This window comes from Nocardia sp. NBC_01499 (assembly GCF_045040275.1).
In the GTDB taxonomy this organism is placed as follows: domain Bacteria; phylum Actinomycetota; class Actinomycetes; order Mycobacteriales; family Mycobacteriaceae; genus Nocardia.
Genome location: NZ_CP109426.1, coordinates 373,856 through 386,745 on the forward strand (window position 1 = coordinate 373,856; position 12,890 = coordinate 386,745).

Consider the following 12,890-nt stretch of genomic DNA (forward strand, 5'->3'; position numbering starts at 1 on the left):
TCGGGCGGGGGTGGAAGGAGTCTGTGATGTCGCAGTCCACCATTACGGTCGAACTCCGTCGCTGGCACACCTGGTTGACGGCCCTCGTCGTGTGCATGCTGGTCGCCGCGCTGCAGGCCGCCGCCGGGCCGGTAGCGCGGGCGGCGGGTCTGACGCCGCAACAGTTGGCCGGACAGCGAGTGATCTACTCGTATCCAGGTTTGACCCCGCCACCGGCCCTGCTCGACGCCATCCGCGCCGGCCAGGCCGCCGGGGTGATCTTCTTCGGGGAGAACATCTCCAGTGCTGCGCAGATTGCCGACGTGATCGGGCAGTTGCGGCAAGCTCAGGCGCAAAGTCCGATCCCGGTGCCGCTGTTGTTGATGACAGACCAAGAAGGCGGGCTCGTGCGACGGCTGCCCGGGGAGCCGGTGCTGTCGGCGAAACAGGTTGGCCAGTCAGCCATTCCGGTCGCCGCCGCCATCAACGCGGGGATCGGTGCGGGACGCACCCTGCGCGCAGTGGGGATGAACGTCAACCTCGCCCCCGTGCTCGACGTCTACGACACACCCGGCAACTTCATCGACCGCTACCAACGCTCCTTCAGCAACGACCCCGCCGTAGTGGCATCACTCGGGCTCGCGTTCACCGCCGCACAACAAACCACCGGCGTCGCCGCCACCGCCAAGCACTTCCCCGGCCTCGGCACCGCACCCGGCGGCCAGAACACCGACACCGACCCGGTCACCCTCCCCGCGAGCGTGTCCAGACTGCGCTCGGTCGACGAATTCCCTTATCCGGCAGCGATTTCCGCCGGAGTGAAGCTGGTCATGCTGTCCTGGGCCACCTACCCGGCCCTTGACCCCGACCACCCCGCCGGACTCTCACCCACGATCGTCAACCAGGAACTACGCGGCCGCAACCACTTCACCGGCGTCACCATCACCGACGCCCTCGAAGCAGGAGCACTGAACTCGGTCGGAACCACCGCACAACGCGCTACGGCCGCCGCGGCCGCCGGCATGGACCTCATCCTGTGCTCGGCTCGCGACATCGGCCAAGGCTCGGACGCCACGACCGCCCTGGCCGAGGCCTACACCAGCGGTCAACTCGACCCCGCCGCGTTCACCGCCGCCGTCGACCGCGTCACCGCCTTACGCACCGGACTTCCCTGAGCAGCACCCCAGGCCGCCTCGATCATCTGGAAGATCTCGTCCACCGCGGCCTGCGGATCGGCCGACGTACGGGCCAGCGAATGGGCGTCGATCACGAACATCGCGATCGTCCGGCAGGCCGTTGTGCTCTGTGACAGGTCCGGATCGTTGGCGATGGCCGTCGCCAGCGACGCCGCATGGCGCAGCCGCATCGAGCCCTCATAGTCGCGCAGGGCGGGTGATTCGTCGATCATGCGCCAGATCGGGGCAGCGTCCTCGGATGCGCAATGTCGCACCATGGCGTGGATCTCGCGGCGCAGCACGGTCATGAGCGGCTCGTGCGGCGCCCGACCGGTGACCGTCTGCGCGAGGCGGTGCTCGAAGTCGTCGTCCCGCTCGAACACCAGCGCCTCTTTCGAGGTGAAGTGCGAGAACAGCGTGGTGACGGCGACGTCGGCCTCGGCGGCGACATCACGGATACCTACCGCGTCGTATCCGCGTTCCAGGAACAGTCGCAGGGCGGTATCGGCGATCTTCTGGCGGGTCGCGGCCTTCTTACGCTCCCGGCGTCCGGACGGCTCGGTCATCCTGTGATGCTATCAGATACAAAACCATACCTGTTGTTAAACACTAACCGTTAGGGTTATGCTCGGTCGTATGAAGAAAGTGAGCTTCGCCGAGTTCGGCGGACCAGACGTTCTGCAACTCATCGACGCCGAGGAGCCCCACGCGGGCCCCGGCCAGATACGCATCGCCGTGCGGGCGGCGGGGGTGAACCCCGTCGACTGGCGGGTCCGTGAAGGCCAGATCCTGCAAGCTCATCCGCTCGAATTGCCCGCCGGAGTCGGGATCGACGCCGCGGGGGTGGTCGACGAGCTCGGCGAGGGCGTCGAAGGGATCGAGGTCGGCGACCACGTGTTCGGCGAAGGCTCGAGCACTTACGCCGAGTTCGCCGTGCTGTCGGCGTGGGCCCGGATGCCCGAAGGGCTGACGTTCGAAGAGGCGGCCGGATACCCCTCGGTGGTGGAGACCGCGCTGCGCATCATCGACGAGGTCGGTGTGCGACCCGGGCAAACACTGCTGGTCAGCGGCGCGTCCGGGGGAGTCGGATCGGCGGTGCTGCAGATCGCCCGCGACCGCGACATCACGGTGATCGGCACCGCCGCGCCCGCGAACCAGGACTACCTGCGCAGCCTCGGTGCCGTCGCCACGACCTACGGCGAGGGCTGGGTCGAGCGAGTACGACAACTCGGCCAGATCGACGCCGCTCTCGACCTGGCCGGTTCCGGCGTGATTCCCGATCTCATCGAGCTGACCGGTGATCCGCACAAGGTGATCTCCATCGCCGACCTCGGCGCGCCGGATCTCGGCGTCCGATTCTCCGGCGTGGCCGGGAGCGTCCCGGACGCACTCGCCGCAGCCGCCGACCTCATCTCGCGAGGAAAGCTGCACATCCCGGTCGAGAAGTCCTACACCCTCGCCGAGGCCGCCGCCGCACACATCGACAGCCGAGCCGGTCACACGCGCGGTCGCCGAGTGATGGTCATCTGAGCCGGCTGGACCGCAGGCGACTCGGCGATGGTGAATGTGCCCCTATCGCCGAGTCCGCCTGAGGCCCATAACCTTTGGGTGTGGTCCGGTCAGCGTGCCGCGGCGTAGATGGCGGGGATCAGGAGCTCGCTGTCACGGCCAGGGCCCGGAGGGAACGGGAAGCGTCCGCGGGTGTAGCCGAAGGCGATGCCGTTACGGGGATCGGCGAATGCCTGCTGCCCGCCCGCACCGCTGTGCCCGAAAGAGCCCTGCCCCAACACCGGGTAGTACTCCGAGGTGGCATGAAACCCTGCCGTGAAAGCCTTCTGACTCCGGTTGACCAGGTCGTATCCGACGGAGTGGAGCTGGCCCACCGCGGCGACGGTCTCCGGTTCCAGCAGCGGCGCCACACCGTCCAGTGTGCCGATCGCGGCGGCGTACATCCGGGCCAAGCCGTCCGCCGAGGCGACACCACCTATCGACGCGGGCCCCTGCTTGCGGATCACCTCGAGGTTCGGCAGCTCCCACACCTGCGGGCCGTGCGGATTGTTGCGGTTGAATGCGATGCCGGACAAGCTGTTCGGGCCTTGCGCGCTCGTCTCGCCCTGCTGTTCGGTGGGCAGCGTTGGCACGAAACGGTATTCCAGATCATCGGGCAGTCCGAAATGGAAGTCCACCGCATACGGTGCGCTGACGTACTCGGTGAACAGGCGCTGGATGGTCTGCCCGGTGGCGCGCCGCACCACCTCGCCGCTGAGCGCCGCGACGACCAGCGCGTGGTAACCGAACGCGCGGCCCGGCCGCCAGTAGGGGCGCTGCGCGCCGAGTCGCGCGGCGACGACCTGGTCGTCGGCCAGTTCCTCGAGGGTGAATCCGGTGTCCGCGCCGACCAATCCGGCCTGGTGCGACAGCAACTCGCGCAGCGTGATGTGCCGCTTGCCGTGCACGGCGAATTCCGGCCAGTAGTGGCTGACCCGCTGGTCCAGATCCAGCACGCCGTCCTGCACGAGCTTGGCAACGACCAAATGCGCGGCGCCCTTGCTCGCGGAGTAGGCGCCGAACAGTGACTCGCCGGTGATCCCGGGGCCGGTCCACAGATCCACGACACGTTCACCGTGGCGATAGGCCACCACCTGCGCGGGATAGCCGGTGCCTTCGGCTGCCGTGATCGCGGCGAAGGTGTCTCGCACGGAGTCGAATCCGTCGGCCACGGTGCCCTGGGGTGTGTTCTCGATCATCGTTCGCCCTCTCGAGGTCGGTCATCCTGCGCCCTCCTGAGAAGCCTACGCCTAATAGTGACCACTGGTCATTAATAAGAGGGTTCGTATAGTCGTCACCATGACCGATACCGCGGCGACCCGACGAGGCCCAGGACGACCCGCCCAGATCAGTCGGGACCAGATCCTCGAGGCCGCCATCTCGTCCGGAAATCTCGACACGCTGACGATGCGTGAACTCGCGGCGCGGCTCGCGGTCTCCCACGGCGCCCTCTACCGCTGGGTCAAGAACCGCGAGGAACTGATCGACCTCATCAGTGCGGTTGTCGTGGAACGGATTCTGCCCGCGGACACCCCCGACAGTGATTCGTGGCGGTCCTGGCTCGCGCGCCTCGGCTGGGCCATGCACGACCAATTCCTCGCGGTGCCGGGCTACGCCACCCACCTGTCGCGACCGCACCGCCACAACGCCGACGCCTTCGAGCGCCTGCGCACGGCGATCATCACCACGTTCACCACCGCCGGAGCCGAGCCCGACCTGGCCGAGCAGAGCTACTACATCTTCCTCACCTCGGTCGTCGGCTGGCTCGCGGTCCAGGACGGCCACCCGCACGTCGGCCGCAACGCACCCCGCTTCGAACTGTTCCTCGACACCCTCCTGCGCGGCCTGCCCGCCCGCGAGCCAGGCACCGAAAGGCGTTGAGGGCGGCGGTTATTGGTCAGGGTCGGCCGCGGCCAGTGCGGCGTCGAGGAAACGCCGGACATGACGTGGCGGCGGTGGGGTGCGCCGCCAGCCGAGGTAGAGGGTGGAGGCCGGGATGTCGGGGAGTTCGCGGTAGACCACATCGGGGTGGGGTGCCCGGTGGGTGGCGATGTCGGGCACCGCGCCGATGCCGCGGTCGGCGGCGATGAGTTCGATCCATTCGTCGAAGTTGCGGCAGGTGACGATCTCGCGGGCGGGGTCGGGATCGGGCCAGCAGTCGGGGGTGGTTGTGCCCGATTGAGTGTTGACGACCAGGGGGTACTTGGCGAGGTCGGCCCAGCGCAGGCCCGCCGCGTGCGCCAGCTCTGAGCGCGCGGATACCGCGAGAACCCGCTGTTCGGTGCCGAATCGACGCCAGGTGATGGCGGCGGTGGGCTGGTTGGCGTTGCGGGTGACGGCGATGTCGATGATGCCCTGATGTAGCGCCGCGGCGGGATCGTCGGTGCGGTGAATGGTGACCTGGCCGCCGAGTTCTTCATAGCGCGCGCGGGTAGCGGCGAACCAGTCGCTGGGCAACAGCCACGCGAAACCGACACGGACCTGACTGCGCGTGCGCATCTCCGCTTGCAGCTCGTTGACCTCGGTCAAGATGGCGCGACTTCGCTGCAAGAACAGCTCCCCGTTGGCGGTGAGTTCGAGCTGACGGGACGGACGCGCGACCAGGTCACATTCGAGAATCCGTTCGAGGTCTTGGATCGTGCGGGTCAGCGACGGTTGAGCGATATGCAAGCGGGCCGCCGCGCGCGTGTAGGTGCCTGCCTCACACAACGTGACGAACGCGGTCAGGTGACGCAACTGCAAGTCCATAGTTTCAGCGTATATCGCATGCTGAACGGGCATTTCACGACCGGTGCGCAGGCTCGTAGCGTTCGAAGGGTGAAGACGATGTTCGATTTCCGATCTTTGACCGTCCCCGTGGTCGGCGCCCCGATGGCCGGTGGGCCCTCGACCCCGGAACTGGTGGCCGCGGTGTGCTCGGCCGGCGGGTTCGGGTTCCTGGCCACCGGCTATGCGACCGCGGCGAAGGTGCGACGCGACATTACCGAGCTGCGACATCTCACCGGGGCGGCGTTCGGCATCAATGTGTTTGTGCCCGAACGCATCTCATGGGAAGCAGGGTTGCTCACGGAATATCGTGCGTTGCTGACCGAGCGTGCCGCCCGGTTCGGCGTAGCACTGCCCGACGAGATCCCGTTCAGCGACGACGATTTCGACGCCAAGATCGATCTGACGATCGCCGAATCGGTGCCCGTGGTGTCCTTCACCTTCGGTACCCCCTCCCGCGAGGTGATCGCTCGGCTGCACGAGCACGATATCTGCGTCGTCATCACCGTCACAACGACGACCGAAGCACAGCTCGCCGCCGATACCGGTGCCGACGTGCTGTGTGTCCAGGGCCCCGAGGCAGGCGGACACCGCAGCACCTTCCACATCGCCGACATCCCGGGGGAGGCGCCACTGGATCAGCTCCTGGAACAGGTGCGCGCGGTGACCGAGCTGCCGTTGATCGCCGGCGGCGGCATCGCCACCGCCGAACGCGCGGCCGCGATGCTGACACTGGGGGCGGTGGCCGTGCAGGTGGGCACGCTGCTGCTGCGCACCCCGGAAGCCGGAACCAAACCCGCGCACAAAGACGCCCTGGCCGACCCTCGGTTCACCGAAACCGTGCTCACCCGTGCGTTTTCCGGCCGCCCTGCCCGCGCGTTACGCAATTCGTTCATCGACGAGTTCTCCGCCGCCGCACCCGCGGCCTACCCCTACGTCAACACCCTCACCACCGCGTTGCGCAAGGCGGCCGCGACCGATCCGCACACCCTGAACCTGTGGGCAGGAACCGGATACCGCCACGCCGGCACCGAACCCGCCGCCACCGTCATCGCCCGCCTCGGCGCCCAGCTCGCCGCACTGCGGGAACCCACACGACCCTGAATGTTTCTTCCGACCAACCGATTTGGAGCCCTGTCATGCCGCTGGTACGTATCGACTACAACGACTCCCGCACTCCCGAACAGGCCCGCCGGATCGCCGACGCCGTGCACCAGGCGCTGGTGGCCGTGCTCGCCATCCCCGCGCGTGACCGCTTCCAGATCCTGACCCCGCACCGCGGCGGAGAGATCATCGCACTCGACGCCGGCCTGGGATTCGAACGCACGCCCGGGGTGGTGATCGTGCAGATCTTCACCCAGCGCGGGCGCGACATCACCGTCAAACAGGACCTGTTCCGGTCCTTGGCCGCACATCTCGAACCGGTCGGCGTGCACGGGCCCGACCTGTTCATCGGTATCAGCGAAAACGCGCCCCAGGACTGGTCTTTCGGGTTCGGCGCGGCCCAGTATGTCACCGGCGAACTCGCCGCGGTGTCCGCCGATGACTAGGACAACCCGCTACGGTGCGATCGCGTTTTCCGAGGCGAGCGCCGCACGCCAGCGCGCCACCGGAAGCATCAACTGGTACGGACACCAGATGTCCGACGGCGAAAACATCGGCGTACCAGAAGAACTCGACGGACCGACCTCGGCACTCATCGGCTCGACCGACTCGTTCTTCATCGCCACCGTGACCCCGTCGGGCTGGCCCTACCTCCAACATCGCGGCGGGCCACCGGGATTCGTGCACGTCCTGAACCCGTCGACCATCGCGCTCGGCGACTACTCCGGAAACCAGCAGTTCGTCACCCTCGGCAACCTCGACCACGACAACCGGGTCGCGTTGTTCTTCGTCGACTACCCGACCCGCACCCGCGTCAAAGTGTTCGGGCACGCCGAAATCGTCGAGCGCACAGCCGATCCCGAACTCATCGACCGTCTGCTCACCACACCGGAGGGCGTCGTGCGCACCCGCTGCGACCGGGCGTTGCTCATCCACGTCGAAGCCCTGGATCGCAACTGCCTCAAGAACATTCCGGTCAAATACAGCAGCGAACGACTGGCCGAATCACTGCGCCTGGCCCGCGCACCTCTCACCGACGAGATCGAACAGCTCCGCCGACGCAATCACGAACTCGAACAACAGATCTCGCGCCTGCAAGGGATATCGTCATGAGCCTGCGGAATCGGTTGACCGACACGTTCGGCATCACCCATCCCATCGTCGCGGCGCCGATGGATTACGTCTCCGACGCCCGATTGGCCAGCGCGGTCACACAGGCAGGCGGGCTCGGCCTGGTCGGCGGCGGATACGGCGACGAAGCGTGGCTCGCCCACCAATTCGCCGCCCTGACCGCCGCTCCCGTCGGCTGCGGGTTCATCACCTGGTCTCTAGGGCACCAGCCGCACCTGCTCGATCACGTCATCAGCCACCGGCCCGCGGCCATCTTCCTCTCCTTCGGCGACCCGGCCCCCTACGCGCGCACCATCCGCGAGGCGGGCATCCCGCTCATCTGCCAAGTCCACGACATCACCCAGGCCCGCCGCGCGATCGAGGTCGGCGCGGACGTCATCGCCGCGCAAGGCGGTGAGGCCGGTGGTCACGGCGGCGGACTGCGATCAACCTTCACCCTCGTCCCGGAAATCGCCGACCTACTCCACGCCACCGCCCCCGACGTCATGCTGCTGGCAGCAGGCGGCATCACCGACGGCCGCACCCTCGCCGCCGCACTGGCACTCGGCGCCGACGGAGCTCTCGTCGGCACCAGATTCTGGGCATCGCCAGAAGCCGCGGTCTCCCGCGCGGCCCAGAACCACGCCCTCGCCGCCAGCGGCGACGACACCATCCGCCAACAGGTCTACGACCTCATCCGCGAGAAGAGCTGGCCACCGCACTACACCGGCCGCGTCCTGAACAACGACTTCCTCCGCCGCTGGCACGGACACGAAATCCACCTCACCCACCACCTGCCCCACACCCGAGCACAGTTCAACACCGCCCTCGCCGCCGAGGACTACCAGGTGGCCAACATCATCGTCGGCGAAGGAATCGGCCGAATCACCAGCATCGCCCCCGTCGCCACCATCATCACCGAAATGGTCACCCGCGCAACACAAATACTCGCCCCACCCGAACCCCGGCAGTACCGCCCCTGACCTAGCAGCGACATTCGCTCCGGGGCGGTTGTCAGCCGCGATCCGAGAACGATATGGCCGCAGACGATTGTCCGGCTGCCGAAGCCTCGGACACGTTCGGGATGCTGTCGGTGGTGACGGCGATCAGGTCTGCCGCACTGCTCGACAGCACTTGGGCGATATCGGCTCGCTCGTCGGCCACCCATCGTTCGCTTGCCAAGCGGAGCACGGCCATGCCGACATCGGCGGCCAGGCGTGCGGTGTGTGGGTCGTGGCCACGGTGCAGCAGGGCTGCGGTGAGGGGACATCGACAACATCACCGACGTTTCCGCGATCCGCAACGCCGGGGCGCGCAGCGGGAATTCGCTGAGAAGCCGTGTCGATCAACATCTTTGGACAGCAGACCAACGCCCGGCTCGCGGCAGTAGCGGATGTTCCTGCGCCGCGTCGGTCCCGCCGCCTGACGCCCTCGCTGGGCGAGTCCGAGATCGGTTGGGCTCGGCAGGAACTGACACCGGAGTGTGTCGGCCCCAGCCTCTATGGTTCGCCTATGGCAGACCTACCAAACAAATCAGTCCTCGTCCGCACGTGGTTCGGTGACGACCGCGCGTGGGAATCTCTGGTCCGAGAGGTCCTCACGCCCGGAAAAGAGGGATCCCTCGCCTCCACGACCCTGGTCAACGACCCGGAGTTCGAGGGCCTGAGCCCCGAAGCGCTGAAGGCGAAGCATCCGGGCGGGGCGATCGTGTCCTTCCTCGCCGACGAGATCACCCTCACCGACCCCGAGCATCCCATCCTGGCAGTCCGGGTCCTGCCACCCCAGGATTACGACCGAGGCGACTACAAGCCGTTCCGGGTCGTGCCCGCCGAGCTGTCGAGCGTAGACACCAACATCAACGACGCGAACCTGGACTGGGAGGACTTCGCGAACAGGGTAGACACAAACGGTATCTACCGCGGCTACGCGGAGGTAAGGGAATCGGAACAGAGCGCCCTGATCAGCGACTGGGCCAGAAGAGCCCCGGGCCACAGGGTCAGAACAGACCCCGAAGCGGCGATCACGGGGGCCAAGCGCGCCCCGGCACCCGGGGAGGCCGAACCGGACCCACTCGCCTGACACAGCGGTTCGGCGCCCGGAAATCCCCGGCCCGGGGCGGGAGTGATCCGCACCTGGGCCTCAGCCAACCGCACACGGCAGTAATCAGCCAGGGACGGCTCGACCCAGCCTGCATTCGGCTAGTTACCGAGCATTCAGGCCCGGGCTGGGCAGGCGGTTCAGTCCGACCGGGGTAGCGGTTCGCGAACGACCTGGTTCGGGCGTTTGTCGGGGCGCAAGCCGCGCCAGCTCGGGTGGCGTAACCCATCGGCGCTGGCCTCGCGGAATTCGATGTCGGCGACGAGATCCGGGTCGACCCAATGGGCAACCGCGGCAACGGGTCGCGGGGGCGCGATGTCGAAAGGGCTGTCGGGACGGGCGATTTCATCGAGGCGGGCCTGCAGGATCTTGCGGTCGCGCATCGTCCAGCCGGTTCCGACATTGCCGATGTGGACCAGGCGGCCCTCGTCGTCGTAGGCGCCCATCACGATGGAGCCGAAGATGCCGGAGTAACGGCCGTTGCCGGGGAGCCAGCCCGCGACGACGACCTCGGTGGTTTGGCGCAGCGGGGTTTTGATCCAGGCGGGGGAACGGCGGCCGGGCTGGTAGGTGGAATCGAGGCGTTTCGCGACAATCCCCTCCAGCCCGTGGTCGCGGGCGACGCCGAGCATGGTGGTCGCGTCGACGTCGGCGTAGTAGGGCGGGGTGCGGGCCAGCGGCAGATCGATCGCCAATTCATCGAGCCTGGCGCGTCGTTCGGTGTAGGGGAGTGCCATGAGGGACTCTCCGCTGTCGGACAGCAAATCGAAAACCAGGTACTGCACCGGCACCTCTCGAAGGAGTTCGACGCTGGGTTTCACAACGTGCATCCTGCGCTGCAGCCGCCGGAACGAGGGCACGCCGGTGCCCGGCTCTGGTGCAACGATCTCGCCGTCGATCAGCACATCCCTGTCGCCGAGCACATCGGCGAAAGCAGTGGTCAACTCCGGAAACGAACCACTCAGATCGCGATTGTTCCGACTGTAGAAGCGACACGAACCGCCCACCGAACGCCCGATGGCGCGAATGCCGTCCCACTTCATCTCGATCGCCCACCGGCCGGTGTCCGCCGGTGGCCGCCCGGAGACGGCCAGCATCGGTGACGGCGCTGGTTGCACAAGATCAGCATATCTTCAGCAACCGTTGGTCGGAGATGCGCACGGCGCCGCATTCGTACCCACGGCGGCACCGCCGCGCACTTCCTTCGAGCCGAGCAGCAGATGCAGGCCATCGCGCACAAGGAAGGGCTCGCGTTCACCGCGTCCATCAGCGACCGGCCCAGATCGGTCAGCTCGTACTCCACTCGCGGTGGGACCTCGGCGAACGCGGTCCGGGTGATCAGTCCATCACGCTCGAGATGCTTGAGCGTCTGAGTCAGCATTCGCTGCGAGATCCCGGGGATGCTCGCCTGCACGTCGGAGTAGCGCAGCGAGCCGGCGCTCAAGGTAGTGATGATCAAGACCGTCCACTCTCCCGCGTGGAGTAGTTGATCAGTGCGATGCGATGGGCTCGGGGGCTTCGGCGTCTTGCGTTGGGTAGGTGATGGTGTTCTTCGGGCCGACGGCGAGGATGTAGAGGAACAGGGCACCCATTATGGCGACACCCACCCACATGGCTTGCTGCCAGCCATCGACGAAGGACTGCTGCGCGGCGTGGACCAGCTGTTGTGCGTGTGCGCCCGCGCCGTCGGCGGCGGCGACCGCGTTGGCGATGCCCTCGCGTGCGGTATCGGCGGTGTCCTGCGGAATGCCGTCGAGCTTGCCGTCGATGGCGTTGCGGTAGCCCGTGGCCACGAGCGCGCCGAGCATGGCGACACCGAGAGCGGTGCCCAACTCGCGGGTGACGTCGTTGAGAGCGGAGGCCACGCCCTGCTTCTCCCGCGGCAGGGAGCTGGTGATGGCCTGAGTGGAGGGAGTCATCGCCAGACCCATGCCGATGCCCATGGCGAACATGCCGGGCAGGATGGATAGGTAACCGCCGTCGACGGAGGCGAACAGCGCCATCAGCGCCAGGCCGACGCCGCCCGAGGCGATGCCCAGCGCCATGGTGAAGCGGGCGCCGATGCGTTCGGCCAGCGTGGGTGCGAGGCCGGAGGTGATCATCATCGCCACGGCCAGGGGCATCTGCGCCACCGTGGCCAGCAGACCCGACCAGCCGAGCACGGCCTGGAAGAACGGGAACAGGACCACGGCGATACCGGCTTGGACACCGAAGACCACCAGCAGCGTGATCGAGCCACCGGCCAGGCCACGCTCACCGAAATGGCGGACATCGAGCAGTGCGGCGTCGCGGCGGCCTAGCTCCCATGCCACGAATCCGACGGTGGCGAGCAGGCCCACGGTGAGGCTGATCAGTGTCACGGGTGCGGTCCAGCCTCGTTCAGGGCCTTCTTGCAGGACGACGATGAGACCGACCACCGCGACAACGGAAATCAGCGCACCGACGGAGTCGAAGGCGTTGGCGGCATGCTCGCGGGAGTTGGGCACCGCCTTCAGTGCCATGAACAGGGCTGCGATGACCAGAACCACGGGAAGGACGAACAGCCAGCGCCAGTCGGCGACGTCGACCAGCAGTGCGGACAGGAACATGCCAAGGATGCCGCCGCCACCGGCGACGCCGGTCCACACGCCGATCGCCTTACCGCGCTGTTCCTCGGGGAAGGTGGCGGTGATCACCGCGAGGGTGATGGGCATGATCATGGCCGCGCCGATCCCGCCGACCACACGTGCGCCGAGCATCACTTCGGCGTTCGGGGCCAAGCCCGCCACGACGTTGGCGACGCCGAAAACGGCAAGGCCCGCGATGAGCATGGGTTTGCGGCCAAGCCGGTCGCCGATGGCACCGAGCGGTAGCAGAAGTGCGGCCAGGGTGAGCGTGTAGATGTTGATGATCCACAAGATGGTGTTCTGCGAGGCGCCGAACTCGACAGCCAGCTGGGTCTGGGCGACGTTGAGCCCGGACACCGAGGCGATGACGGCCATCAACGCGATCGAGACCGCGATCAGGATGGCGCGCAACTGACGTGCGTCCGGTGCGCGCCCGCCACTACCCGTGGTGGGGACCGCGTGTGCGGGTTGGTTCGTACTCATGGGTTCCTCTCGAAAAGGGCAT

At 67.2% G+C, this 12,890-nt stretch carries 15 protein-coding genes; 8 read left to right on the plus strand and 7 right to left on the minus strand.

Annotation, left to right across the window (positions count from 1 at the left end; genetic code table 11):
- Nucleotides 1–26 precede the first annotated feature (26 nt).
- Nucleotides 27–1,154 carry a glycoside hydrolase family 3 N-terminal domain-containing protein gene (locus tag OG203_RS01625; protein WP_405163852.1) on the plus strand — a complete coding sequence of 376 codons (1,128 nt, stop codon included), beginning with the start codon at nt 27–29 and terminating at the stop codon, nt 1,152–1,154.
- Here OG203_RS01625 and OG203_RS01630 read toward each other — a convergent pair.
- The gene (locus OG203_RS01630; RefSeq protein ID WP_405163853.1) at nt 1,085–1,720 is read right to left on the minus strand and encodes a TetR/AcrR family transcriptional regulator; all 636 of its coding nucleotides are present in this window, start codon (nt 1,718–1,720) and stop codon (nt 1,085–1,087) included. The genes OG203_RS01625 and OG203_RS01630 overlap by 70 nt on opposite strands.
- Before the next feature lie 70 nt (nt 1,721–1,790).
- Here OG203_RS01630 and OG203_RS01635 point away from each other — a divergent pair, with 70 nt between their 5' ends.
- Nucleotides 1,791–2,684, plus strand: a complete 894-nt coding sequence (locus OG203_RS01635; protein ID WP_405163854.1) for an NADP-dependent oxidoreductase — start codon at nt 1,791–1,793, stop codon at nt 2,682–2,684.
- An 89-nt stretch (nt 2,685–2,773) separates the two neighbouring features.
- On the opposite strand, the gene OG203_RS01640 is transcribed toward OG203_RS01635, so the two are convergent.
- Entirely contained in the window at nt 2,774–3,901 is a 1,128-nt protein-coding gene (locus OG203_RS01640) for a serine hydrolase domain-containing protein (protein WP_405163855.1), read from the minus strand.
- 100 nt (nt 3,902–4,001) lie between these two features.
- On the opposite strand from OG203_RS01640, the gene OG203_RS01645 reads away from it, so the two are divergent.
- Nucleotides 4,002–4,583: a TetR/AcrR family transcriptional regulator gene (locus OG203_RS01645; protein ID WP_405163856.1), complete on the plus strand. Its 582-nt coding sequence runs from the start codon at nt 4,002–4,004 to the stop codon at nt 4,581–4,583.
- A 9-nt stretch (nt 4,584–4,592) separates the two neighbouring features.
- Here the strand turns inward: OG203_RS01645 and OG203_RS01650 are convergent, their stop codons facing one another.
- Nucleotides 4,593–5,450: a LysR family transcriptional regulator gene (locus OG203_RS01650; RefSeq protein WP_405163857.1), complete on the minus strand. Its 858-nt coding sequence runs from the start codon at nt 5,448–5,450 to the stop codon at nt 4,593–4,595.
- 78 nt (nt 5,451–5,528) lie between these two features.
- Here OG203_RS01650 and OG203_RS01655 point away from each other — a divergent pair, with 78 nt between their 5' ends.
- From OG203_RS01655 to OG203_RS01670, 4 genes are read left to right on the plus strand one after another with little or no spacing between them, the layout of a single operon-like run.
- Complete coding sequence (locus OG203_RS01655; protein WP_405167747.1) at nt 5,529–6,572, plus strand: NAD(P)H-dependent flavin oxidoreductase; 1,044 nt, start codon at nt 5,529–5,531, stop codon at nt 6,570–6,572.
- Nucleotides 6,573–6,607: 35 nt separating this feature from the next.
- A complete protein-coding gene (locus tag OG203_RS01660) occupies nt 6,608–7,018 on the plus strand; it encodes a tautomerase family protein (protein WP_405163858.1) in 411 nt (136 codons plus the stop codon).
- Nucleotides 7,011–7,685: a pyridoxamine 5'-phosphate oxidase family protein gene (locus OG203_RS01665; RefSeq protein WP_405163859.1), complete on the plus strand. Its 675-nt coding sequence runs from the start codon at nt 7,011–7,013 to the stop codon at nt 7,683–7,685. The genes OG203_RS01660 and OG203_RS01665 overlap by 8 nt, the downstream gene beginning before the upstream one ends.
- Nucleotides 7,682–8,665, plus strand: coding sequence for an NAD(P)H-dependent flavin oxidoreductase (locus OG203_RS01670; protein WP_405163860.1), 984 nt, complete (start codon nt 7,682–7,684; stop codon nt 8,663–8,665). Before OG203_RS01665 ends, OG203_RS01670 begins: the two co-directional genes overlap by 4 nt.
- A 31-nt stretch (nt 8,666–8,696) precedes the next feature.
- Here OG203_RS01670 and OG203_RS01675 read toward each other — a convergent pair whose 3' ends face one another.
- Complete coding sequence (locus OG203_RS01675; protein ID WP_405163861.1) at nt 8,697–8,879, minus strand: hypothetical protein; 183 nt, start codon at nt 8,877–8,879, stop codon at nt 8,697–8,699.
- A gap of 315 nt (nt 8,880–9,194) precedes the next feature.
- On the opposite strand from OG203_RS01675, the gene OG203_RS01680 reads away from it, so the two are divergent.
- Nucleotides 9,195–9,761 (plus strand): DUF6924 domain-containing protein, encoded by a 567-nt coding sequence (locus tag OG203_RS01680; RefSeq protein WP_405163862.1) that lies wholly within the window; start codon nt 9,195–9,197, stop codon nt 9,759–9,761.
- Nucleotides 9,762–9,919: 158 nt separating this feature from the next.
- Here OG203_RS01680 and ligD read toward each other — a convergent pair whose 3' ends face one another.
- The 3 genes from ligD to OG203_RS01695 are packed head-to-tail and all read right to left on the minus strand — an operon-like array spanning nt 9,920 to nt 12,868.
- On the minus strand, nt 9,920–10,876 hold the full coding sequence (gene ligD, locus OG203_RS01685; RefSeq protein WP_405167748.1) for a non-homologous end-joining DNA ligase: 957 nt from the start codon (nt 10,874–10,876) through the stop codon (nt 9,920–9,922).
- Complete coding sequence (locus OG203_RS01690) at nt 10,819–11,367, minus strand: winged helix-turn-helix transcriptional regulator (RefSeq protein WP_405163863.1); 549 nt, start codon at nt 11,365–11,367, stop codon at nt 10,819–10,821. Before OG203_RS01690 ends, ligD begins: the two co-directional genes overlap by 58 nt.
- On the minus strand, nt 11,270–12,868 hold the full coding sequence (locus OG203_RS01695; RefSeq protein ID WP_405163864.1) for an MFS transporter: 1,599 nt from the start codon (nt 12,866–12,868) through the stop codon (nt 11,270–11,272). Before OG203_RS01695 ends, OG203_RS01690 begins: the two co-directional genes overlap by 98 nt.
- Nucleotides 12,869–12,890: the final 22 nt, after the last annotated feature.